The sequence below is a fragment of the Acinetobacter sp. GW821-FHT01C12 genome, from assembly GCF_059422625.1.
Genome location: NZ_JBWKXD010000002.1, coordinates 430534 through 454008, shown reverse-complemented (window position 1 = coordinate 454008; position 23475 = coordinate 430534). Strand labels below are relative to the sequence as shown.

At 39.8% G+C, this 23475-nt stretch carries 21 protein-coding genes; 12 read left to right on the top strand and 9 right to left on the bottom strand.

Translation table 11 applies throughout. From position 1 onward, the window contains the following. Positions 1-52: 52 nt before the first annotated feature. From gatB to gatC, 3 genes are read right to left on the bottom strand one after another with little or no spacing between them, the layout of a single operon-like run. A complete protein-coding gene (gene gatB, locus AC07WY_RS07705; RefSeq protein ID WP_004717427.1) occupies positions 53-1534 on the bottom strand; it encodes an Asp-tRNA(Asn)/Glu-tRNA(Gln) amidotransferase subunit GatB in 1482 nt (493 codons plus the stop codon). Then, on the bottom strand, positions 1534-3012 hold the full coding sequence (gatA, locus tag AC07WY_RS07700) for an Asp-tRNA(Asn)/Glu-tRNA(Gln) amidotransferase subunit GatA (protein ID WP_004717425.1): 1479 nt from the start codon (positions 3010-3012) through the stop codon (positions 1534-1536). The genes gatB and gatA overlap by 1 nt, the downstream gene beginning before the upstream one ends. Positions 3013-3064: 52 nt before the next feature. Further along, complete coding sequence (gene gatC / locus AC07WY_RS07695; protein ID WP_004717422.1) at positions 3065-3379, bottom strand: Asp-tRNA(Asn)/Glu-tRNA(Gln) amidotransferase subunit GatC; 315 nt, start codon at positions 3377-3379, stop codon at positions 3065-3067. A gap of 134 nt (positions 3380-3513) precedes the next feature. Here gatC and AC07WY_RS07690 point away from each other — a divergent pair, with 134 nt between their 5' ends. From AC07WY_RS07690 to AC07WY_RS07665, 6 genes are all read left to right on the top strand, one after another. After that, positions 3514-4554 (top strand): rod shape-determining protein, encoded by a 1041-nt coding sequence (locus AC07WY_RS07690; RefSeq protein WP_004717418.1) that lies wholly within the window; start codon positions 3514-3516, stop codon positions 4552-4554. Positions 4555-4585: 31 nt separating this feature from the next. After that, complete coding sequence (gene mreC, locus AC07WY_RS07685; protein ID WP_004717416.1) at positions 4586-5443, top strand: rod shape-determining protein MreC; 858 nt, start codon at positions 4586-4588, stop codon at positions 5441-5443. Next, a complete protein-coding gene (gene mreD / locus AC07WY_RS07680; RefSeq protein ID WP_004717415.1) occupies positions 5430-5927 on the top strand; it encodes a rod shape-determining protein MreD in 498 nt (165 codons plus the stop codon). Before mreC ends, mreD begins: the two co-directional genes overlap by 14 nt. Continuing rightward, on the top strand, positions 5915-6481 hold the full coding sequence (locus AC07WY_RS07675; protein ID WP_494736082.1) for a Maf family nucleotide pyrophosphatase: 567 nt from the start codon (positions 5915-5917) through the stop codon (positions 6479-6481). The genes mreD and AC07WY_RS07675 overlap by 13 nt, the downstream gene beginning before the upstream one ends. 51 nt (positions 6482-6532) lie before the next feature. Further along, a complete protein-coding gene (gene rng / locus AC07WY_RS07670) occupies positions 6533-7987 on the top strand; it encodes a ribonuclease G (protein WP_262086638.1) in 1455 nt (484 codons plus the stop codon). Between the two features lie 132 nt (positions 7988-8119). Continuing rightward, a complete protein-coding gene (locus AC07WY_RS07665; RefSeq protein WP_004717412.1) occupies positions 8120-8293 on the top strand; it encodes a PA1571 family protein in 174 nt (57 codons plus the stop codon). 85 nt (positions 8294-8378) lie between these two features. On the opposite strand, the gene AC07WY_RS07660 is transcribed toward AC07WY_RS07665, so the two are convergent. Together AC07WY_RS07660 and AC07WY_RS07655 are read right to left on the bottom strand one after the other, a co-directional pair. Next, positions 8379-9836: a WS/DGAT/MGAT family O-acyltransferase gene (locus AC07WY_RS07660; RefSeq protein WP_419335292.1), complete on the bottom strand. Its 1458-nt coding sequence runs from the start codon at positions 9834-9836 to the stop codon at positions 8379-8381. 407 nt (positions 9837-10243) lie between these two features. After that, positions 10244-10978, bottom strand: a complete 735-nt coding sequence (locus AC07WY_RS07655) for a phosphoadenylyl-sulfate reductase (protein ID WP_004717410.1) — start codon at positions 10976-10978, stop codon at positions 10244-10246. 320 nt (positions 10979-11298) lie between these two features. Here AC07WY_RS07655 and thrH point away from each other — a divergent pair, with 320 nt between their 5' ends. Next, entirely contained in the window at positions 11299-11916 is a 618-nt protein-coding gene (thrH, locus tag AC07WY_RS07650) for a bifunctional phosphoserine phosphatase/homoserine phosphotransferase ThrH (protein WP_004717409.1), read from the top strand. 58 nt (positions 11917-11974) lie between these two features. Here thrH and AC07WY_RS07645 read toward each other — a convergent pair whose 3' ends face one another. After that, on the bottom strand, positions 11975-13180 hold the full coding sequence (locus AC07WY_RS07645; protein ID WP_494736081.1) for an MFS transporter: 1206 nt from the start codon (positions 13178-13180) through the stop codon (positions 11975-11977). A 152-nt stretch (positions 13181-13332) separates the two neighbouring features. On the opposite strand from AC07WY_RS07645, the gene AC07WY_RS07640 reads away from it, so the two are divergent. Continuing rightward, positions 13333-13929 carry a TetR/AcrR family transcriptional regulator gene (locus AC07WY_RS07640; protein WP_494736080.1) on the top strand — a complete coding sequence of 199 codons (597 nt, stop codon included), beginning with the start codon at positions 13333-13335 and terminating at the stop codon, positions 13927-13929. A 33-nt stretch (positions 13930-13962) separates the two neighbouring features. Here the strand turns inward: AC07WY_RS07640 and AC07WY_RS07635 are convergent, their stop codons facing one another. Continuing rightward, positions 13963-14577, bottom strand: coding sequence for an arylesterase (locus tag AC07WY_RS07635; RefSeq protein WP_151027073.1), 615 nt, complete (start codon positions 14575-14577; stop codon positions 13963-13965). A gap of 45 nt (positions 14578-14622) precedes the next feature. On the opposite strand from AC07WY_RS07635, the gene AC07WY_RS07630 reads away from it, so the two are divergent. Further along, positions 14623-15372, top strand: coding sequence for an ABC transporter ATP-binding protein (locus AC07WY_RS07630; protein WP_034610789.1), 750 nt, complete (start codon positions 14623-14625; stop codon positions 15370-15372). Beyond that, positions 15372-17981 (top strand): ABC transporter permease, encoded by a 2610-nt coding sequence (locus AC07WY_RS07625; RefSeq protein ID WP_494736079.1) that lies wholly within the window; start codon positions 15372-15374, stop codon positions 17979-17981. Before AC07WY_RS07630 ends, AC07WY_RS07625 begins: the two co-directional genes overlap by 1 nt. Positions 17982-18158: 177 nt before the next feature. Here the strand turns inward: AC07WY_RS07625 and AC07WY_RS07620 are convergent, their stop codons facing one another. After that, on the bottom strand, positions 18159-18968 hold the full coding sequence (locus AC07WY_RS07620; protein ID WP_494736078.1) for a rhomboid family intramembrane serine protease: 810 nt from the start codon (positions 18966-18968) through the stop codon (positions 18159-18161). 73 nt (positions 18969-19041) lie between these two features. Between AC07WY_RS07620 and mtgA the strand changes: the two genes are divergently transcribed. Then, positions 19042-19716 carry a monofunctional biosynthetic peptidoglycan transglycosylase gene (mtgA, locus tag AC07WY_RS07615; protein WP_004717400.1) on the top strand — a complete coding sequence of 225 codons (675 nt, stop codon included), beginning with the start codon at positions 19042-19044 and terminating at the stop codon, positions 19714-19716. 130 nt (positions 19717-19846) lie between these two features. Then, positions 19847-21931 (top strand): polyphosphate kinase 1, encoded by a 2085-nt coding sequence (gene ppk1 / locus AC07WY_RS07610; RefSeq protein ID WP_056518076.1) that lies wholly within the window; start codon positions 19847-19849, stop codon positions 21929-21931. 161 nt (positions 21932-22092) lie between these two features. On the opposite strand, the gene AC07WY_RS07605 is transcribed toward ppk1, so the two are convergent. Beyond that, entirely contained in the window at positions 22093-23307 is a 1215-nt protein-coding gene (locus AC07WY_RS07605) for a TCR/Tet family MFS transporter (RefSeq protein WP_494736077.1), read from the bottom strand. Positions 23308-23475: the final 168 nt, after the last annotated feature.

The window sequence follows — 23475 nt, the reverse complement described above, 5'->3', positions numbered from 1 at the left end:
ACGATATCTCCCTCACATTAAGTAAGGGAGATAATATAAAAATTAAATCAGCTTAACCAATCAATTTCTTCATCAATTCATTGACTTGAGCAGGGTTGGCTTTACCACGAGAGGCTTTCATCACTTGACCAACTAGACCATTGAATGCTTTCTCTTTACCAGATTTATACTCTTCAACCATCTTCTCATTGGCAGCAAGCACTTCTTTGATGATGGCTTCAATGGCACCTGTATCAGTTTCCTGTTTCAAGCCTTTTTCAGCAATGATGTCATCTGCAGTTTTGCCTTCTTCCCACATAAAGCCAAACACTTGCTTAGCAATCTTACCGCTAATGGTATTGTCAACAATACGTGCGATCATCCCGCCAAGTTGTTCTGCTGAAACAGGAGAGTCTTGAAGTTCAAGGCTGGCTTTATTTAAAGCACCTGAGAATTCACCCATCACCCAGTTTGCAGCAACTTTACCTTGAGCTGCGCCGCCAGAAGCCGTAACAACCGCTTCATAGAAGTCAGCCAATTCACGAGATAGCGTCAGTACATGTGCATCATATTCAGTCACTGCAAAGTCTGCGATAAAACGCGCACGACGTGCTTTAGGTAACTCAGGAAGTGCAGCACGTGCAGCTTCAATTTGCTCATTTGCAATGATCACTGGAAGCAAGTCAGGGTCAGGGAAGTAACGGTAATCGTTGGCTTCTTCCTTAGAACGCATTGAACGTGTTTCCATTTTGTTCGGATCGAACAAACGGGTTTCTTGATCAATACGACCGCCATCTTCCAAGATGTCCATTTGACGTTGAATTTCAACATTGATGGCTTGTTCGATAAAACGGAATGAGTTGAGATTTTTTAACTCACAACGGGTACCAAATGGTTGCCCTGGACGACGTAACGATACGTTACAGTCAGCACGGAATGAACCTTCAGCCATGTTACCGTCAGAAATCCCTAACCAACGCACCAAAGTGTGAATCGATTTGATATAAGCAACAGCTTCTTCAACTGAACGCATATCAGGTTCAGACACGATTTCAAGTAAAGGTGTGCCAGCACGGTTTAAGTCGATGCCAGACATGCCTTCGAATTGATCGTGAATCGATTTACCTGCATCTTCTTCCAAATGCGCACGAGTCACGCCTATACGCTTCACTGTGCCATCTTCAAGCTGGATATCGATATGACCTAGCCCAACGATAGGATTGTCCATCTGGCTGATCTGGTAGCCTTTTGGCGAGTCTGGGTAAAAGTAGTTCTTACGCGCGAACACAGAGGCTTGGTCGATATAGGCATCAATCCCCAAACCAAAACGAATTGCAAGATCAACCACTTCTTGGTTTAACACAGGAAGTACACCCGGCATTGCCAAATCAACAAGGCTGGCTTGAGTATTCGGATCTTGACCAAATTCAGTTGATGAACCTGAAAAGATTTTAGACTGAGTTGCAAGCTGTGTGTGAATCTCAATACCAATAACGACTTCCCAACCGTCAATCAGCTTTGACACGGATGGTGCTAACTTTTGAGCTTCAGTCATTATGCATTCTCCTCAGCAATAGCCGCACGTTTAGTATGCCAATCTGTATTTTGTTGATATTGATGCACAATTGAAAGTAATTGTGATTCTGACCAATAGTTACCAATTAACTGTAAACCTACTGGGAGATTATTCGTATCAAAACCAACAGGTGCGTTAATGGCTGGTAAGCCTGCCAAGTTCACCGCAAGTGTATAGATATCGCCTAAATACATTTCGGTTGGGCTTAGGTTTGCACCGATTTTGTATGCTGTCGTTGGTGCAGATGGTGCTGCAATCACATCGACATTTTCAAAAGCTTTTAAGAAATCCTGTTGGATTAAACGACGAACTTTTTGTGCTTTCACATAATACGCATCGTAATAACCAGCAGAAAGCGCATAAGTACCAATCAAGATACGACGTTGTACTTCTGCACCAAACGCTTCTGAACGAGAGCGTTTATAGAGATCTAAAATATCTGTTGGGTTTTCACAACGGTAACCATAGCGAACACCGTCATAACGAGACAAGTTAGAAGACGCTTCCGCAGGCGCAATCAAATAATAAGTTGGTACATAGGCTTCAGTCATGTTGAGGTCAATCTCAACCAATGTCGCGCCCATGTCTTGTAATTTTTTCAAAGATTCTTCAACACGTGCCTTAACTTCTGCATCGAGACCTTGAACATTGAAGTATTGTTTTGGAATACCAATACGTAAACCTTTCACTGCTGTTGCATTTAAGTTTGCAACATAGTCATCCACTTCTTTGTTGATTGAGGTTGAATCTTTGAGGTCATGTCCAGCAATAGTGTTCATCAAAAAGGCACAGTCTTCAGCAGAACGTGCCATTGGGCCACCTTGATCAAGTGATGACGCAAATGCAATCATCCCGAAACGAGAGACACGGCCATAGGTCGGTTTAAGACCGGTTAAGCCACAGAAAGAAGCAGGCTGGCGAATTGAACCACCTGTGTCGGTACCTGTTGCAAGCGGTGCAAGATCAGCCGCAACAACAGCCGCAGAACCACCAGAAGAGCCACCTGGAACATGTTCTAAGTTCCATGGGTTTTTAGTCGCGCCATAGAATGAACTTTCAGAGGTTGAACCCATTGCGAATTCATCCATGTTCACTTTACCTAAAGTCACTAGGCCAGCTGCTTTGGCTTTCGCCACCACAGTTGCATCATAAGGTGAAATGAAGTTGTCCAGCATTTTTGAACCCGCAGTGGTTTTAATCCCTTGGGTACAGAAAATATCTTTATGCGCCAGTGGAACACCAGTCAATACGCCAGCAGTTCCAGATTTTAGTAAGTTGTCAGCAGCATCAGCTTGAGCCAATGCTTGTTCGGGAGTGACCGTTACATACGATTTGACACGATCATCAATTTTCGCAATACGGTCCAAATAATGCTGAGTCAATTCACGAGATGAAAATTGGGCAGATTTTAAGCCTTCTGTCATTTCACGAATCGATAAACGGTGTAAATCAGTCATGAGTACAATTCTTTACGATTAATTTTTTAAAATAAGTTCATTTGATCAAATATTATTCAATCACTCTCGGAACGAGGTACAAACCATCCTGAGTTGCAGGAGCAATGGCTTGATATTCTTCACGATGGTTCGCTTCAGTCACGACATCTGGACGAAGTGGTTGCGGATTATCAAATGGGCTCTTAAGTGGCTCAACACCATCGGTATTGATCGCTTTTAAGGTCTCCATCATCCCTAAGATTTTATTTAAACTTTGAGCATATTCAGCAGATTGCGTATCATTCAGCGACAATCGAGCAAGATTGGCGATTTGTGATACAGTTTGTGCATTTAATTCTGCAGAATGCTGAACATCTGAACTTGACATGATGTCTCACCTAATCAGTTTTAAAAAAATTCAAAATATCGTGCGTTATAATAAGCGATTGACTTGTTCAAATCATCACATTTAGTTAAAGTTGCCATCTTGCGTCCATATAAAGTTTAAACTGAGAACGACCCGTGATTCTAAAACGACTAATTGGCTTGTTTTCGCCAGATCTCGCCATTGATTTAGGTACTGCAAATACACTTATTTATGCACCAGGAAGGGGCATTATATTAAACGAACCGACAGTTGTGGCGATTCGTCACAGTGGTTCGCAGAAAATTGTTGCAGCTGTGGGTTTAGATGCTAAGCAAATGCTTGGTCGTACCCCAGCCAATATTTCTGCAATCCGTCCGATGAAAGATGGTGTTATTGCAGATTTCGAAGTTACTGAAACCATGTTAAATCAATTTATTGGTAAAGTGCATGAAAAACGTTTATTTCCACCTGCACCTCGTGTAGTGGTATGCGTACCATGTAAATCAACATTGGTAGAACGCCGTGCGATTCGTGAAGCTGTGTTTAACGCAGGCGCACGTGATGTACGTTTGATTGAAGAGCCTATGGCTGCTGCGATTGGGGCGGGTATGCCTGTTGAGCAAGCATGTGGTTCTATGGTCGTAGATGTGGGTGGTGGTACAACTGAAATTGCCATCATTTCCTTACAAGGTTGTGTGTACGCAGATTCTTTACGTATTGGCGGCGATGTTTTTGATGAACAAATTATTAACTATGTACGTAAAGCACATGGTTGTGTAATTGGTGAAACAACAGCTGAAACTATCAAAAAAGAAGTGGGTATGGCTGTTGCTGACGGCACAACTTTAGAAATTGAAGTTCGTGGTCGTAACCTTGCTGAAGGTGTACCGCGTGCCATTACGGTAACTTCAGATGAAATTACCCAAGCGATTTCTGATCCATTACAAAGTATTGTTTCTGCTGTGAAATCAGCACTTGAGCAAACTCCACCTGAGTTATCTTCTGATATCGCAGAGCGTGGTATTGTGTTGACAGGTGGTGGTGCATTACTGCGTAACCTCGATAAGTTGCTTGCTCAAGAAACAGGTTTACCTGTTGTTGTAGCAGAAGATCCTTTAACTTGTGTAACGCGTGGTGGCGGTAAAGTCTTAGAATTCTTTGACAATCCAAACCATGATATGCTTTTTGTAGGCTAAACTATACTCGATTAAGTTTAAGGATGAGGCGGTGCAACCGAATCTCTTTTCAAGACAACCGCCATCTTTTCGCTCGTTCATCATTGCGGTCATCACTTGTTTGGTAGTGCTGTTTTTTAACTGGCGCATGCCACAAGTGATTCAACCTGCAAGAGATGTCTTGTATGCGGCATATAATCCAATTTATGCCTTAGCAAGCTATCCTGTATTGTCGAAAGAATGGCTAAATCAACAAACTAAATCTGAGGCTCAGTTACGTCGTGAAAATACCGCGATGCAAGCTGAACTGCTTCAGGCTCAAGTACGTCTGCAAAAACTCTCTGAACTTTCTGCTGAAAATACCCGTTTACGTGGTTTGCTCGATACGCCATTAATTATCGATGGGCGTATGGAAATTGCAGAAGTGATTGGAACTGATGCCGATCCATTGCGTCATATCATTATCATTAACCGTGGTGAAGCCAATCATTTAAAAGTCGGGCAAACCGTTTTAGATGATAAAGGTATCATGGGGCAAATCATCAACGTCTATCCACATAGTAGCCGCGTCATGTTGCTTTCCGATAAAGAACATTCTTTATCTGTACGTTTAGAAAGCTCAGGTATGCGCGCCATCGTGACGGGTACTGGTGATTTAGGACATTTGAAAATGGAATATGTTCCAACAAGTGCCAATATCAAAGTGGGTGATAAAGTTTATAGTTCAGGTTTGGGGCAACATTTCCCAGCAGGCTATTTGGTTGGTTCAGTATCTAAAGTCATGCGTCATAACACGGGTGAGTTTGCGCAAATTGATGTGGTTCCCGCTGCACAATTAGCAGGTGGTCATCATGTTGTGGTACTTTTCTCTGATTCTTTAGCGATGGAGCAGCCAAATGTTGATCGCTAAGAAATTACCTTCTGAAAAGCAACGTAAAGATCCATTATGGATCATTGTTGTATCAATTATTATTGGTTCAATTTTAGTGGTTTATCCGATGTCCTATGCATTAGCAGGATGGCGACCACTGTATATGTTTTTAATCATGCTGTTTTGGGTGCTGTGTCAGCCTACATGGTGTGGAATTTGGTTTGCATTTACCATGGGGCTATTTACTGACTTATTGTTAGATGCACCTTTGGGGATGAATGCATTGAGCTATGTGCTGATTGCATTTTTAACTCGCTATTTTATTCGAGAAAGACGTGTACTGACATTTAGTAATCTTTGGATTATTAGTATGTTTGCAATTCTTGCGCATTTGGTCTTTACCTTTATGGCACAAGTGATGGCAGGTACGCATTTTTCGATTACCCGTCATTGGCAAACATTGGTTTCGAGTATTTTTTGCTGGCCAGTTCTTTATTATTTATTAAGAAGATGGCGCATTTAATTCTGGCCTCAGGCTCACCAAGGCGTAAAGAGCTGCTTTTACAAGTGGGCTTGGATTTTAGCATCCACAGCCCAGACATTGATGAATCTGTGTTGGAACATGAACAGATTGAGCAGTATGTACAACGTTTGGCTGAAAGCAAAGCCAAAGTGGTACTGAATTTGTACCCGCAAAGCACTGTTATTGCAGCAGATACAAGCTTAGTTTTTGCCAATCAAATTATTGGTAAGCCAACATCTAAGCAGCATGCTTTTGAAATATGGACATTATTGTCAGGTCAAAAACATGAAGTATTGACAGGTGTTTGCGTTGCAAATGCACATCAATTATTGAGTGTCGTGGTTCGTACGGAAGTTGAGTTCCAACAATTCAGTCTGAATGATATGGAAGAATATTGGGCTACAGGCGAACCTTTGGGGAAAGCTGGCGCATATGCAATTCAAGGTATTGCGGCAAAGTATGTGACAGGTATAAAGGGTAGTTATAGCAATGTGGTTGGGCTACCTTTGCATGAAACGATACAGTTACTTGATCGTATAGATCAGCGCAGTTGAGGCACTAAATTAACTGCTGAAAAGAATTTTTATAATGTTTTGAGTTTAGTTATGTCTGACGAGTTATTGATTAACGTCACACCTATGGAATGTCGTGTGGCGCTAATTCAAAATGGTACGGTCAACGAACTGTTTGTTGAACGAACTGTTAAACGCGGGTTAGTCGGGAATATTTATAAAGGAAAAGTTGTCCGTGTACTTCCAGGGATGCAAGCAGCCTTTGTCGATATCGGGTTATCTCGTACTGCATTCTTACACATCAATGATATGATTTGGCCGCGTAATCAACCTACGCCAAATGTCTTTGAGTTATTACAACCCGGTCAAATTCTGACGGTTCAAGTGATGAAAGACATGTTGGGGACCAAAGGTGCACGACTGAGTACCGATCTTTCTATCCCATCTCGTTATCTTGTCTTGATGCCATATGGCAGTCATATTGGTGTATCGCAACGGATTGAGTCTGAAGAAGAACGTGACCGTTTACGCTCGATGATTGAAAGAATTCAAAGCGAGCATAAGTTGCCGGGTTCAGTGATTGTACGTACAGCTGCTGAAGGAATTGAAGAGGCTTCAATTGCTCAAGATATGGCATATTTAGCCAAGCTTTGGGAATTTATTCAGAAAAAACAAAAAATTATTGCAGTTCCTTCGTTGATTTTTGAAGAGCTTCCTTTACCACAACGTGTTATTCGTGATTTAGCCAATGATGATACGGCAACGATTTATGTAGATTCACGAGAAGTACATGCCAAGTTGCAAGAGTTCGTTTGTGAATTTGTACCGAGTATGGAAAGCCGCTTGCAGCATTATCCTGGTGAGCGTCCACTTTTTGATTTGTACAATGTCGAAGAAGATATCCAAAAAGCATTACAAACCCGTGTAGCTTTAAAGTCAGGTGGCTATCTGATGATAGACCAGACTGAAGCGATGACCACAATTGATGTCAATACAGGTTCGTATGTTGGTGGGCGCACGCTTGAAGACACGGTGTTTAAAACCAACATGGAAGCGACGCAGGTGATCGCGCGCCAATTACGCTTACGTAATTTGGGTGGCATTATCATTATTGACTTCATTGATATGCAGGAAGCTGTACATCGGGAAGAGGTCATGAACCAGTTTGATAAAATGCTGGAACGTGACCATGCAAAAACCAAGATTACCCAAGTCTCTGAACTTGGCTTAGTTGAAATGACACGTAAACGTACCCGTGAATCATTAGAGCATTTGTTGTGTGAATCATGTCCGACCTGTCAAGGGCGCGGATTTGTGAAAACAGCAGAGACAGTATGTTACGAAATTTTTCGAGAAATCTTAAGATATACCCGTGCTTATGAGTCTAAGAGTGGCTTTACTGTTATCGGTCATCCATCGGTGATTGATCGCCTATTAACGGCGGAAGCCCCAGCTGTCGCGGATTTAGAGCATTTTATTAATCGCGTGATTAAATTCCAAGTCGAAAATTTATACACGCAAGAGCAATACGATATCATTTTGAGTTGAAATTGTAACAGGATGTCGTTAAACAGTTGTTACATCTGAAATTTTACTTTTTCAACTGATTTCACAATACTAGATTACAAAGGTAGCCAAAGACTTTCTCCCTTTCACAGTCTTAGCAAGTGAGGTCATAAAATGAGTGTAAGTGAACAATTAATCAGTCGTAGTATCAAGCATGTGTTGGAAAGCCAGCCTAAAAATACATGTGTTATGTTAGATGACAATGGTCAAGAAGTGAAAATCACCAAAGACATGGTAGTTAATGTCTGTCATCAACTGTTAAATAAGTGTCGTAATGTTAAAGATTAAGGGGCATATATTAGCCCCTTAATTTTTGAATCAATTTATGTTTTTATCTCTCAAGCAACACTAAAATCAAATCAATTATAAAATCCTATACTAACTTTCGTGCAGCAACAGATTCCTTCGTTACATCTTGAGTATCCGTTTTTGCCTTGGCTTGAGCGTTTGGCTTTTTATCGGCGAGTTCTAGTGCATTTTTTTCTGCAATAATTTGCTCAAACTTTTGGATTTCATTTTCCAAATGCGTGAGAAGATTCTGCAATTTAGGCAGAGATTTACGGCAACCGGTTAAACCGACTTCTAATTTATCTAAATAACTGGTCATGGTGATATTTAGTGCCTGACCATCCAAAACAATAGAAACAGGGTAGAGAGCATCTAATTTAGCGCCATTCCAATACAAAGGTTCACGTGGTCCAGGTACATTGGAAATGATTACGTTAAACGCCTGACGTTTTGGCATAAGTCCTGATGCAATATTGACGCCTGCTGCACCAAAAACGAAAGCACTATAATTTAAGATTTGATCAGAACTCATACGTTTAAAACGATTTTTTGCATTTTGTACACTGCGTTTAATGATGTCTAATCGCTCTAAAGGACTTTCTTTATGTGTACCTAAATTTGCCAAAATCATGGTGATACGATTACTCATATCTGAGTCATCATCACGTAATGAGGCAGGAACCATCGCAATCAACGGTTTTTTCGGTAAAGCTTCTTGTGTGATCAAATAATCACGTAATGCACCTGCACACACTGCAAGTACCACATCATTAATCGTAACACCAAGGGCTTTGGAAATATCTCTAAAACGATCAAGTTCAAAAGACTGAGCGGCGAAACGACGTGATGAACTTACCCGTTGGTTAAATAAACTGCTTGGTGCTTGGAAGCTTGAAACATAATCGGGGTTTTTCCCCATTTCTTTAAATACTGTTTGGAACAGCTCTTGAGTCACTTTAGGTGCTGCTTCAACTTGTCCTTTTAAAGCAGAGAATATTTTTTTAGCTTTATCCAGTTTAGTTTCTTTTAAACGTTTTGCCCGTTTACCTTCGACACACCAAGGTGGAATAATGGTTTTGGAGTCAGCATCTTTTGAAAATGATTTTTCTACCAGACGCATACCTGCCACACCATCAATCATGGCATGGTGGATTTTAAAATACATGGCAAAGCGATTACCTTCAATCCCTTCAATAATATGACAGGTCCAAAGTGGCTTTGCTCGGTCAATCAGCGAACTATGTTCCTGTGAAATATAAACCAATAATTCACGGATACGTCCCGGATGAGGTAATGCGATATGACGGAAATGATGGTCAATATCAAATTCTTCATCTTCATCCCAAAACATGCCGCTTAAGCGGTTGTTAAAGGGTGGAACAGGAATAGATTTTGAATTACGAATATCCGCAACGAGATCTTGAATGAAGGTAGAAGGTGCATGTTCTGGTATTTCAAATAAGAATAGCCCACCAACATGCATGGGTTGTTGACGTTTTTCTAAATTTAAAAAAATAAAATCAATAGGGTGTAATGGGCGCATAGTCTTGGATTGCCTCACTGCAATTTCTACAACAACTCATTTATGAGCTGGTGAATTGTTAGAATTATAGAACCGTGTAACTTGGGTCTGTTGATCATTCGTCCATGTTTACAATAATGTGATGTTAGAAAACATCAGGTACATCGTTACATTTTGTGTTGCCAACAATGCAGCGCTTTGTTGGCACTCAGGGTATAGCTAAAATTATCTCAGTTTGAGTGATGAAACTTGAAAATAGTCTCACTATTTTTTTTCATGCCTTTGCTTACTAAACTTTAGCTCACAACACAAACTATAGATGAAATATCAACAAACCTAGTATAAAACTTTTCTAAGCGTAAAATCCAAGCATTTCGATGAACGTTAAGTTAATAAAAAATCATGAGATTTAATGACTTTTTCTACTATCATTTTTTTAAATTGCCTGCGTGTAAGCCACATTCTTTATGTGTTGCTTCCTCCCACCACCAACGGCCTTCACGTTCATGTTGATTTGGCAATACTGGACGGGTACATGGCTCGCAGCCAATTGAGATAAAGCCTTTTTCATGTAATGGATTATAAGGAATCTCCATCATACGAATATAGTTCCATACATCCGCACTTGACCAATTGGCTAATGGATTATATTTAATCAGTTGTTTTCCTTCACCAGAAAAACCACTATCCGCTTGAATGACTGGAATTTCCGTACGTGTGCCCGGACTTTGATCTTTGCGTTGTCCAGTAATCCAACCATCTAAAGTGGCTAATTTTTTACGTAGTGGCTGAACTTTTCGGATACCACAGCATTCTTTATGGTCATCTTGATAGAAGCTAAATAAACCTTTTTCATTGACCAACTGTTGAACGGCATCGGCTTCTGGAAAGCAAATCTCAATTTTAATCCCATAGTGTTTACGTACGGTTTCAAGAAATTGATAGGTTTCAGGGTGTAAACGACCTGTATCTAAACTAAAAACACGAAATGGTTTACCTAAATTATGTGCCATATCGATAAGTACAACATCTTCTGCGCCAGAAAATGAAATTGCGATTTCACCTTGCTGAGAAAGTGCAAGTTCTAAAATTTCAGAAGGTGATTTGTCGGCATACTCAGTCGCAAGTGCGTCCACAAGATCTATGGTTGGAATGGCGGTCATATCTGCTCCTGGCAGTTAGCTTGAAGCTACAATTTTCGTAAACATGTTCAAAAGATATTTGAATTTAAGCATTTTGGCAAAAATTAGCACAATTCAACTTCTGTGAATTGCTCTTTTGACGATCAAGATATTTTAAAGTAAATGAAATATGCCACTTAGCAGATTAATTAAAATGCTTATGAATAAAACAGATTTGTAAACATTCACAAGTCTTATGCATAACCAAATGAAATGGATTTGCTGTAAAAACTTTCAGCATTCTTTTTAAACTTTAGTGCTATGATAAGCCCAAAATTTTTAACTGACATTTGGGAGAACCCATGGAAATCGTATGTCTTGATCTTGAGGGTGTATTGGTACCAGAAATCTGGATCAATTTTGCTAAAAAAACAGGAATCAAAGAATTAGAAGCAACAACTCGTGATATCCCTGACTACGATGTGTTGATGACTCAACGTTTAAATATTCTTAAACAGCATGGTTTAGGCTTAAATGACATTCAAGCTGTGATTGCAGACATGGGGCCATTTCCGGGTGCAAAAGAGTTTGTAGAATGGTTACGTACCCATTTTCAGTTGATTATTCTTTCAGATACATTTTATGAGTTTGCACATCCGTTGATGCAACAGTTGGGTTGGCCAACAATTTTCTGTCATAAATTAGAAACTGATGAAAATGGTATGATCACTGCGTATAAATTGCGCCAACCTGATCAAAAACGTGAAGCTGTAAAAGCCTTACATGGTCTAAATTACCGTGTAATCGCAGCAGGCGATTCGTATAACGATACAACCATGTTGGGTGAAGCTGATCATGGTTTCTTATTTGATGCGCCTGAAAATGTGATTCGTGAATTTCCACAGTTCCCGCCAATTCATGGTTATGACGCGCTTAAAGAAGCAATTCGTAAAGCATCTATTCGTGATATTCCAGCTTAATCTAAGATTTAAATCCAAAGGCGCTCAATGCGCCTTTTGTTTTGCTTTTTAACACGCTTTAATGAATGTTCTGTTTATTTTTAAGCGCAAAAACAAACGCCAAGCTGGCTAACAAGATAATCATACAAATATAGACATCTGCAGTAAAAATTAAGCCCACTTTATTGACAAAGTATCCAGCAATAATCGCAGGTATACTAAAGGCCAAATAACTTTCAACAAAAAATGCGGCCATTAAACCTGCACGTTGTTCAGGTAAAGCTAAGGGCATAACAGCACGAATTGCACCCATAAAACCTGTACCAAAGCCAACCCCTGTTACTACAGCACCAATAAACAATAAGATTGGTTGCACCAGATGAATGCCAAGCAAAATAACACTTGAGCCCGAGACAATCGTAATTGCAGCAGTGACTAAAATTTTAAATGTTGGCGCATTGCGCAGGGTTAAAATCCCAACAGCCCCTGAAACTGATAGAGTAATAAACATCATGCCATTCAGCCATGCCGATTGCACATGGAAAGCTTGAGCCAGCAATGAAGGCATTAACGAGAGGAAGAACCCACTGACCATCCATAACGAGATATTAATTGGACTTACGATCAAGAGTGCTTTTCGGGTTTGTACTGGAACAGTCAGTTGCGGTTTTAATGATGCCAAAGCACCCACACGTTTAGTTGCGGTTTCAGGGCTAAAAATTGCAATAAATGTGGTAGATACAAAAAGAAAGATGAGTATTTCAAAAATAAGTGTCAATGGAACAGCCGAAAACTCTAAAACAATGCAGGTCATCAGCATACCCGCAGCCATACCAAGCATTGGAGAAATACTATTAATTAAAGAACCCTGTGTTTTACTCAGATCAAGCAAAGCTGCTCCAAACGTAGATGCAGCTAAAGCCGTGGCAATACCTTGCAAACCTCGTGCGATAAACAGCATTTCGATATTGGATGCAAACAAGAAAAAGCCCATGGACAGAATTTCTAAAATCAAAGCCACAAAAATAACCGGCTTACGTCCAATATAATCAGACAATGATCCTGCCACCAATAAGGTTAATAGCAATGCAAACGCATAGGTGGCAAAGATAAGCGTTAATAAAACAGGAGAAAAATGGAAGTGTTGTTGATACAAACGATATAACGGTGTTGGTGCGCTTGAGGCTGCCAAAAAGGCCATCAAGGTAAAAGTATGTGTGTACAGTGCAGCATTATGGCTTAATTTATAGGAAGTCACTTGACGATTAAAATTAGAGTTGCGCATAATCAACATGTACATAAAAGCTATTAATTAGCTTTTATACCGTATTTTGGATTAAACACAAAGGTTTAGCTAAGATGATTTTTGATTAAAGCTGTTCTTTAATCATTAACCCATTGATCGATTTTCATTTATAGATTTGTAGTGATTTGCTGATGACGAAAGTGATTACAGGTTTGCGTCCCGGTGGACGCAGTGCACGAATACAAGCCGCAGTTCATAATGCAGTGCAAACATTACAGCAGAATGTTGCTGTGGCAGATTTGACGATTCCGATGATTGCTGAATATGCAGGAGTCACGCCCTCTACGATCTATCGACGGTGGGGAGATTTATCTCAACTGCTTGCAGATGTTGCCTTTAATATTTTACATCCAGACAGTGTACCTGCGGATCTTGGTAGTTTTAAGCAAGACTTATATGCATGGATGGAGCAATATTTTGAGGAATATGCCTCACCCGTTGGGCGTACAATCTTAAGCGATATTGTGGCGGAAAATGATTCGCCAACCTCTGGTAAGTGTTATGACTTTTTGATTCAACAGTTAGACAATATTCAGCAACGTGCCCAGCAAAGAAATGAAACAAGCATCGACAATCAACTGATTATTGAAATTGTGATTGCACCCATGTTGCATCGGATTCTATTTACCGAACAAGAATCGAATTTGGACTATATTCACCATTTATTAGCACGTTTATTTAATTTTGCGGATGTCTTAAAAAACACGACATCCGATTTTGAGAAGTAAACAGGTGCAATCATTTCGGGTTTTGAGAAAAACTTAAAGCGCGCCTCGAATCAACGGATAGACATTATCGAGTAGAATTTTCTGTGCCGTTGCATTGGGATGGATTAAGTCTTTTTGCATCAAACTTTTATTGCCTGCAATTCCATTCATAAAAAACGGATGCATTTTAACTTTGTATTGTTGGCTTAGGGTTTGGTAGTTTTTCTCAAAAGCTTGGCTATAAGCTGCACCATAATTCGGTGGAATTTTCATTCCCAATAAAATGACCGTGGCTTGGCTTTTCTGGCTTTGTTGAATTAATTGGGCAAGATTTTTCTGAATCATTTGTGGCGGTTGACCACGTAAACCATCATTGCCACCCAACTCAATCACCACGATATCAGGTTTATGGCTTTGTAATAGTTTTGGAAAACGCGCTAACGCGCCACTGGTGGTTTCACCACTTACACTGGCATTCACCACATTATGTTGTTTAGGAAATTGTTGGTTTAAGCGTTGCTGTAGCAAGAAAACCCAGCCTTGTTGTGGGTTGATACCATAACCCGCACTTAAGCTATCACCTAAAATCATGATCGTTTTTGCAAAACTACTAACGGGCAACAGACAGATTATGCTAAAAAATAAACAATGAATTAGATTTTTCATCATTTTCAAATTTAACAATTTTTTGATTTGCATATAAGGTACTTTATGATGTCTAAGGTTCAGGATGATTCAACTTCTCCCATCATGCCACAAGTGATAATTTCTGCACAGCAACTTACACAAAAGATAGAATTACCTCATCAAACGCTTACAATTTTTGAAAATCTAAATCTTAATATTTATACAGGTGAACAGGTCGCGATTACTGGACGTTCTGGTTCCGGAAAATCAACTTTATTGGGCATCCTTGCTACTCTCGATCAAGCCAGTGCAGGACAACTCAGTGTTTGTGGTGAAGCGATTGAACATTTAAACGAAGAACAACGTGCGTTGATTCGGCTTCAATATATTGGTTTTGTATTTCAATCTTTCCAGTTGCTCCCACATCTTTCTGCCTTAGAAAATGTGATGTTACCATTACGTTTACAGAAGAATTTTAATTATGCACACGCAGAACAAAAATCTTTAAGTTTATTGGCCAAAGTTGGTTTAGAACGACAAAGCCAACAAACACCGAAAGTATTGTCTGGTGGGGAGCAACAACGGGTTGCCATTGCACGAGCTTTAATTTCTGACCCCAAAATTATTTTTGCTGACGAACCTACAGGCAATTTAGATGAACATACTGCATTTGAAATTGAACAACTCTTATTTGATTTAAATAAAGAACTCGGTACAACTTTAGTGCTTGTCACTCACGATTCGCAATTGGCCGCACAGTGCCAACGTCATTATGAATTAAAAGATGGTCAATTGATTGAACATGTGCAGACTCCTCAATCGAATGAGGTGGTGTAATGTTAACCTTGTTTAAACCCTTATTTAGGCAAAGTTTTGCCAGTTCAGGTATATATCTGCTGATTATTGCCTTGAGTTTAGCCATTAGTGCAACTACTGCATTAAAGTTTAGCAATGATCAAGTCAAACAAGCAGTGACCTTACAAGCTGCTAAAATGCAAGCTGCAGATTTACAACTTAGTGATACAGATCCAATTGACCAACAATGGATCAAACAGGCTGATGATTTAAAATTAAAACAGTCACATGTCACTATTTTTGGTTCAATGGCCTCTACGCAGGATCAGTTTGTTATGGTCAATGTGAAAGCCATTGACACAGCATTTCCCTTACGTGGTGAATTAAGGATTGCGCCAAAACAAGCCTTACAAAGTGGCGGGGTTTGGCTAAGCAAACGCGCACAAGAATTATTAAAATTAAACCTAGGCGATAGCGTTCAAATTGCCAATGGTCAGTTTAAAGTTACTGGTATCATTGAACATGATTCAAATCAAGAATTAGGCTTTTCTGCCTTTTCGCCAACCGTGATTATCTCTCAAGCAGATGTTGCAAAAACGGGTGCAATTCAAGTTGGAAGTCGAATTGAATATCGTTTGTTGATGGCAGGGGATGCGGAGTCGATTGCAACATATCAGCAATTTTTTAAGACATTTAAAGCGCAAGAAAAGCAGAATGTGAATCCAAAGATTGCACGAAATTCGGATGCAGATTCAGCTTTAAGTGCATCAAGTGCCAATGCATTGACTGAAAACACATTGACTGAAAATCAGCCAGCAACACACTCACAAACAGATCAATCCATACAAGATCAACAAACTGCGAATAATGAATTAGATGCACAAAGTAATTTAAGACTACGTAATGCAGATGAGGGCAATTCACGCTTACTTAAACCGATTGAAAACCTCGATACTTTCTTACAATTGGCCAATATTCTGACGATTCTTTTATGCGGTTTAGCCATCGCTTTAACCAGTCAGCGTTATGTACAGCAGAACCAAGATCATATTGCACTGATGCGTTGTATGGGTGCAACGAAACGGCAGATTTTCCAAACTTATCTTGGGTTGCTGAGCGTCGTTATTTTAATCGCCATTGTCATTGGCAGTATTTTAGGACTGATTTTAGGTTATTCATTATTGCAATTGATGTTGCAGATGATTCCGAACCTAGAGTTGCAATTTTCAATGTTGCAGATGTTGGTTGGTCCTTTGCCTATTGCAATTTTTACCAGTGCAATTGTATTGATTGGATTTATTTTACCGAGCTTGTGGCAACTGTTAAATACACCGCCTATTCGGGTGATACGCCAACAAGAAAAGTCGGCACGTTCAATGTTGTGGATGATGGCTACAGGTTTAGTTAGTCTGATTATTTTTAGTTTGGTCTTGACCGAAAATCTGATACTTACTGCATTGGTAATGGGTGCAGTCATTGTGTTAACAGGTTTGTTATATGCAGTGGTTTGGATGATTTTAAAGACTTTAAAATCAATGAAAAATAGGCTCTCAGCCTATATCCGAACCCCTTCGCAAACCGCTTTACAAATTACCGCTTTGGCATTGGGTTTAAGTCTGATCACGGTACTTGCTGTATTGAGAACTGATTTATTAGAGCGTTGGCAGCAACAATTGCCTGAGGGGACGCCTAACCAGTTTATTTATGGTCTACCACCATTTGAACTGGAGGCTTTTAAACAACAATTGGTACAGCAACACTGGAAAAGCACACCGTTATATCCCAATGTAAAAGGGCGCTTATTGGCAAAAAATGGTCAAGCTTTTCCTGCTCAATTGGTAAAAACCAATAATTCTTTACGTCGTGAGTTAAATCTCACCCAAGCAGATCATTATCCACAAGACAATATCATTATTGCTGGAGATGCTCAATTGACTCAAATTGGACAGGTATCTGTAGAGGCCAAACTGGCTGAAGAGTTGGGCATCAAAATTGGCGATCGTTTAACCTTTAGTTTGCCTGAAGGAAATTTGGACGCGCAAGTTGTGAATTTGCGTACAGTAGAATGGCAAAGCTTTAGTCCAAACTTTTTCTTTATTTTTACTCCAAAGACGTTGGATGAAAACGCAGGCAGCTACTTAGGGAGTTTTTATGTACCGCCGAGTGAAAAAATCAAGATGGTTAATCTGATTCAACAATTTTCCAATACGGTCTTTATTGATGTCTCTTTAATTTTTGATGAAATTAAAAACTTGGTTTCTGTGTTGGTCAAAATCATTACAGTTTTGGCAGTATTGGTGAGTTTATCTGGCTTTTTGGTACTGATTGCCTGTATCAATTTGCTGATGGATGAGCGTAAAAAAGAAGTGGCATTGTTACGTTCTTTTGGTAGTTCAAAGCGTCAGTTAAAAAATATGATGAGTTTTGAAATCGGTTTTATTGGATTATTGGCGGGAATCGTTTCCTGTTTCTTTGCGGAGGTGATTAGTGCCGTTGCCAGTTATCGTATGGAAATGGTGATGCAATTGCATTGGGAAATTTGGTTGATTTTACCAATTTCGATGGCAGTGTTGTGTGCATTGATTGGGCGTTACCGATTGAGCTATTTATCTGAAATTCCACCATTGCAAAGTCTACGAGAGTTGAATTAAATCGCTTTGTTTAAGTGGTTTTATCTGGCTGTTTAATTTCAGTTGAGTCTTTAAAAGACTGCCCAGTGAAGACAGTAAATTAAAAAATGGCGACCTATAGGCCGCCATTTTTTATGCTTCTTGAATTGAGTGTACTCTGCAATGTTTTATTACGGCATAGACAAGCTATTTTAGAGATTAAAAGTTTAATTGCTCACGCATTTGTGCAATAGCTTGTTGCCAAAGTGGGCTAAGTGGTCCAACGAGATGCTGGCAATAGAGATAAACGCCATAGGTTGCTGCAATCCCTAAAATCACAATGATAATATTGGCAGCTTTACCCATTTTGGCACGTTGTGTTGCATACCAAGCCAAAGCCATGACCGCACCCATTAACATCCCACCGATATGGGCAGCATTGTTAATTCCAGAGGCTAAAAAGCCAAAAGCTAAGTTGATCGCAAGTACCGTTAAAAGTGATCTTTTATCTAAAATGAATCTTTGATTCGGGGTAGGTGGGAACAACGATAGTAGTGTCAGTGCACCACCAAGTCCCATTACAGCACCCGATGCACCTGCAGATACATGCGGAAAGAGTTTTTGATCAAAGTTTTGCAGCATTTCGTAGCTATTTCGAATATCCAAATAACCACTTAATAAGCTTCCCATGAGTCCAGCAAGGATATAAAGTCCAAGAAAATAAAACTTTCCTAAAGTTTTTTCAGCAACATCACCAAAAATATACAGTGCCCACATGTTCATCATTAGATGCAGGATACCGAAGTGAAAAAACATACTGCTGAATAAGCGATATGGTTCCTCTAAGAAGGTTAAAGGTGCATAATCAGCACCCCAACGCAACGCGTCCAACGTTGTCGGGTCAGTAATGTTGACACCTGATAAGACTTGGATGGCAAATAAACCGACATTGATGGCAATCAGCAATAAGGTTATTTTACCAATAGAATTGGGTTGGCTATAAGTTGAAAGATCTTGATATTTAGACATGCTATTGCTTAGCTTTTTATAGATAGATTCAGCTTAACATGAAACGTCAGAATTTTCGGAGTAAGCAGCTGACATGAAAGCTTTTATTGTTCGTGCTTTGTTAATTGTGGTCAGTATTTTGATCATGATTCAGCTATGGATTTTCTCAAGTTTAATTTATTGGCGTACTCATGATGTAGAAACCACCATGTTTATGCGTTGGACATATCTGTCTGATTTTGAGCCGATTCAACATCAATGGCGCGACTATGACAAGATCAGTGATAACTTTAAACATGCAATTGTCGCAGCCGAAGATGCCAAATTTCTCGATCATCATGGTTTCGACTGGGATGGTATTGAAAATGCACTACAACGTAATCTTAAAAAAGACAAAGTAGTCGCCGGTGGTTCAACGATCTCTCAACAATTGGCTAAAAATTTATTCTTCTATAATCGTCGCTCATTTATCCGCAAAGGTCAGGAAGCGATTGCCACCACCATGATGGAGCGGATGTGGACTAAACAGCGCATTTTAGAAGTCTATATGAACTCTGTTGAATTTGGTGATCATATCTATGGTGTTGAAGCTGCATCACAACATTACTTTTCTAAGAGCGCGGCAAGTTTAAGTCGTGAACAGGCCGCATTTTTAGCAGTGATTTTAACCAATCCGAAGTATTATCAAAAAAATCGTGATGATTCTAAGCTTCAATACCGTAAGCGTTTGGTTTTGAAGTATATGCGTTATACCCGTATTCCAGATTGACGCTAAATAAATGAATTTAAAAAAGCACAAATTGATGTGCTTTTTTTATGAAGCGATGCTTTTTTTATGAAATTGTCACAAATTTGAAGCATACTAGAATTAAGACATTTTTTTGATGCAGGTTTATTGCATGAATACCGCAGTGACGACAACAACGCCTACAGAATATTCTTATAATGAACGATATATAAATCGTGAGCTTTCAATTTTAGATTTCCATTTACGTGTTTTAGAGCAAGCCGTTGATCCTTTACACCCCTTGCTTGAACGTATGAATTTCTTGTTGATCTTTTCTCGTAATATGGATGAATTTTTTGAAATCCGTGTTGCAGGAATGATGGAGCAATTAACTTTAGGGAATGAAAGTCGTTCACCAGATGGTTTGACGCCAAAACAAGTTTTAGACCAAATCTCTAAAACGGCACATGAAGCGATTGAGCGTCAGTACCGTATTCTTAATGAAGAAATTTTTCCTAAGTTACGTGAAGAAGACATTTGTTTTTTACGTCGTGGCGAGTTAACGCCTGCACAATCTGTGTGGATTAAAAAATATTTCCAAGAACAAGTTGCACCAGTACTTACCCCAATTAGCCTTGATCCTGCACATCCATTCCCACGATTGGTTAATAAAAGCTTGAACTTTATTGTGACTCTAGAAGGAAAGGACGCATTTGGTCGACAAATTGATTTAGCAGTTGTACCAGCACCACGTTCGCTCCCTCGTGTAGTGCGTTTACCTGATGAGCTTACAGGCGGTAAAGAACATTTTGTGATGTTGTCTGCGATTATTCATGAGCATGTATCGGATTTGTTCCCTGGGATGACAGCTACAGGTTGTTATCAGTTCCGTGTCACACGTAATGCGGATTTGGCGCTGAATGAAGATGTAGAAGACTTAGCCAAAGCATTGAAAGGCGAATTGAGTTCACGTCGTTTTGGCCGTGCAGTACGTTTAGAAGTGACAGAAAACTGTCCAAAGCATATTTATGAATATTTGCTTGAAGAATTTGATCTAGAACAAGAACAACTTTATAAAGTGGATGGGCCGGTAAATCTGGCACGTCTTGTGTCAAATTTTAAACGTCCACATATGCGTTATGACTCGCATGTGCCGGCGATTCCAAAAGTATTGAAAAAGTCTGAAAATATTTTTTCAGCAATGCAAAAACAAGACATTCTTTTACACCATCCATTTGAATCATTTGCACCAGTTATTAACTTGTTGCGTGAAGCTGCACGTGATCCCCAAGTGCTAGCGATCAAACAAACCTTATATCGTAGTGGTGCTGACTCTGAAATTGTTCAGGTACTTGCAGAAGCGGCACGTAATGGTAAAGAAGTCACTGCTGTGATTGAGTTAAGGGCGCGTTTTGATGAAGAATCGAATATCGCCGTTGCCAATGTATTACAAGAGGCGGGTGCTGTTGTAGTTTATGGCATCGTGGGCTATAAAACGCATGCCAAAATGATCTTGGTGGTACGCCGTGAAAATAATAAGCTAGTACGTTATGTGCATTTGGGTACGGGTAACTACCATGCAACAAATGCTCGTATCTATACTGATTATGGTTTGCTCACTACAGATAAAGAGCTCTGCGAAGATGTACATCGTATTTTCCAAGAATTGACTGGTATGGGGAAAATGGCAAAGTTGAAAAAACTGTTACATGCGCCGTTTACTCTACATGCTCAGTTAATTGCTTTTATTGATGATGAAATTGCCAATGCCAAAGCGGGCAAGCCTGCACAAATTATTGTTAAAGTTAACGCGTTAACTGAAGTTCAATTGATCAATAAATTATATGAAGCTTCGCAAGCAGGGGTACAAATTGATCTGATTATTCGCTCAATTTGCTGTTTACGTCCTGGGTTACCAAATCTGTCTGAAAATATTCGAGTTCGTTCAATTGTCGGGCGTTTCTTAGAACATACCCGTGTTTATTATTTCGGAAATAATGGCAATCCACGTATTTACTGTTCGAGTGCAGACTGGATGGATCGTAATTTATTTAATCGTGTAGAAGTGTGTTTCCCGATCGAAGATCCAGCATTAAAAAAACGCATTTATCAGCAAGGTTTAGTCAATTACTTAAAAGATAATATCCGCGCTTGGCTGTTGCAAGGCGATGGGACTTGGACTCGTGTGAAACCTAAAGAAGGCGAGGCAATTTACAATGCTCAACAAAATTTGCTTGAGCACTTTGTAAATGGTTAAGCCAAGATAATTTGATTGTCTTAAGCCCGATTAAAATTAATCGGGCTTTTTTGTATCAATCAATCGGATTTTAATGAAATTGAATGACTTGGTTATTTTAGATTTAAGCTTTTTTAAATCAGCAATCAACGCTTTTAATAAAGCATTGAAGTTCTTAAATACTAGGATGACTTAAGCTGTTGTGGTTTTAAACTCGATAAAATTGCAGGTAATGCAATTAAATAAATCATCGCGACAGCCAACCATATAGCGCCAGTCCATCGTGTTTGGAAATGAAAGTAAAGTGTAGAAAACAACAATGGGGCAATAATCGAGGCCAGACTTATGGTTGATGCGATAACACCTTGAAACTGTCCTTGCTGCGCAGCTGGGGTTTTTTGTGAAACAACAGCTTGTAGTGCAGGAGTGCCGATACTTCCTAGGGCAAAGATCGGCATGATTGCAAAAATGATCCAAGCGTGTTGGGTAAAAGCCATGATGATTAATGCCATACATATACATGCCAGACCGATCAGCACGGTATTTCTTTCACCAAAATATCGGACGGCATGTTGCGGTATAAATGACTGAACCAGTACTTGGCATAAACCAAAAGTGCCTAAAGAAAGACCAACCCAAAATGTATTCCATTTAAAGGTATCGTGTCCCCAAAGTGCCCAGCAGACACCATAAGCTTCACCGCAGGCGCTAAACAGAAAAAATATCAGCAAAATCGGTAATATACCTTTTTGAGCAAGGATAAAACCAAAACTTTTCAAGGGATTTATTTTTAAACTCGAACGTTGTGAAATAGAAGCTTGAGGGGGGGCTAGGAGTGGATTGTTGCTTCGGGATTCAGGGAGTAGCCAGAATGCGATAAGCAAGTTGACGGTTGTTAAAATTGCCGCAACGAAAAAAGGTAGCCGTAACCAATACCCGCCCAATAATCCACCGAGTATAGGACCGATAATAAATCCAATACCAAACATGGCACTCATTAAACCGAAGTATTTTGCTCGATTTTCTTCTGACGTGGTATCAACGATATAGGCTGAAGCCACAGGCATATTGGCACTACTTATTCCAGCAATGATCCGTCCAATGAACAGCAAGATAAGAGAGGATGAGCAAGCAAGAAACAAATAGTTGATTGCAGAACCCGCAAGGGAAATCAGCAGAACAGGTCTTCGACCGATACGGTCACTCAAAGCACCTAAGATCGGGGAGAAAATAAATTGCATAAGCGCATACAGGCTTAGGAAAACCCCCATTAACAAGGCAACATTATGCTGATGGCTCAGGTCTTTCAGTAGTGAGGGAATCAGAGGGAATACGATGCCAATGCCAATTGCATCTAAGACAATCGTTGAAAAAATAATATATAAAGGTCGGTTCATACGCGTCCTATCGAAAATTCAGGCACAGAAAACTGTGGAAACCTGTTAACGATGCTTGAAAGATTCAAGCCCTGTGGAACGCTGACCAATGCGAAGAATTGGATATGTGTCGACGAGATGGATGCATGCTTTTAAAAAACAAGCTGAGGATAGGTCGATTTTTCGCGA

What these genes read in the sequence shown, in the direction of transcription:
- gatC (WP_004717422.1), bottom strand. Translation starts at nt 3,379, where the DNA reads ATGTCAAGTTCAGATGTTCAGCATTCTGCAGAATTAAATGCACAAACT.
- AC07WY_RS07660 (WP_419335292.1), bottom strand. Translation starts at nt 9,836, where the DNA reads ATGCGCCCATTACACCCTATTGATTTTATTTTTTTAAATTTAGAAAAA.
- mreD (WP_004717415.1), top strand. Translation starts at nt 5,430, where the DNA reads ATGTTGATCGCTAAGAAATTACCTTCTGAAAAGCAACGTAAAGATCCA.
- rng (WP_262086638.1), top strand. Translation starts at nt 6,533, where the DNA reads ATGTCTGACGAGTTATTGATTAACGTCACACCTATGGAATGTCGTGTG.
- AC07WY_RS07665 (WP_004717412.1), top strand. Translation starts at nt 8,120, where the DNA reads ATGAGTGTAAGTGAACAATTAATCAGTCGTAGTATCAAGCATGTGTTG.
- mtgA (WP_004717400.1), top strand. Translation starts at nt 19,042, where the DNA reads ATGAAAGCTTTTATTGTTCGTGCTTTGTTAATTGTGGTCAGTATTTTG.
- thrH (WP_004717409.1), top strand. Translation starts at nt 11,299, where the DNA reads ATGGAAATCGTATGTCTTGATCTTGAGGGTGTATTGGTACCAGAAATC.
- gatB (WP_004717427.1), bottom strand. Translation starts at nt 1,534, where the DNA reads ATGACTGAAGCTCAAAAGTTAGCACCATCCGTGTCAAAGCTGATTGAC.
- AC07WY_RS07605 (WP_494736077.1), bottom strand. Translation starts at nt 23,307, where the DNA reads ATGAACCGACCTTTATATATTATTTTTTCAACGATTGTCTTAGATGCA.
- AC07WY_RS07675 (WP_494736082.1), top strand. Translation starts at nt 5,915, where the DNA reads ATGGCGCATTTAATTCTGGCCTCAGGCTCACCAAGGCGTAAAGAGCTG.
- AC07WY_RS07640 (WP_494736080.1), top strand. Translation starts at nt 13,333, where the DNA reads ATGACGAAAGTGATTACAGGTTTGCGTCCCGGTGGACGCAGTGCACGA.
- AC07WY_RS07625 (WP_494736079.1), top strand. Translation starts at nt 15,372, where the DNA reads ATGTTAACCTTGTTTAAACCCTTATTTAGGCAAAGTTTTGCCAGTTCA.
- AC07WY_RS07655 (WP_004717410.1), bottom strand. Translation starts at nt 10,978, where the DNA reads ATGACCGCCATTCCAACCATAGATCTTGTGGACGCACTTGCGACTGAG.
- AC07WY_RS07620 (WP_494736078.1), bottom strand. Translation starts at nt 18,968, where the DNA reads ATGTCTAAATATCAAGATCTTTCAACTTATAGCCAACCCAATTCTATT.
- AC07WY_RS07630 (WP_034610789.1), top strand. Translation starts at nt 14,623, where the DNA reads ATGTCTAAGGTTCAGGATGATTCAACTTCTCCCATCATGCCACAAGTG.
- AC07WY_RS07645 (WP_494736081.1), bottom strand. Translation starts at nt 13,180, where the DNA reads ATGCGCAACTCTAATTTTAATCGTCAAGTGACTTCCTATAAATTAAGC.
- AC07WY_RS07635 (WP_151027073.1), bottom strand. Translation starts at nt 14,577, where the DNA reads ATGATGAAAAATCTAATTCATTGTTTATTTTTTAGCATAATCTGTCTG.
- ppk1 (WP_056518076.1), top strand. Translation starts at nt 19,847, where the DNA reads ATGAATACCGCAGTGACGACAACAACGCCTACAGAATATTCTTATAAT.
- gatA (WP_004717425.1), bottom strand. Translation starts at nt 3,012, where the DNA reads ATGACTGATTTACACCGTTTATCGATTCGTGAAATGACAGAAGGCTTA.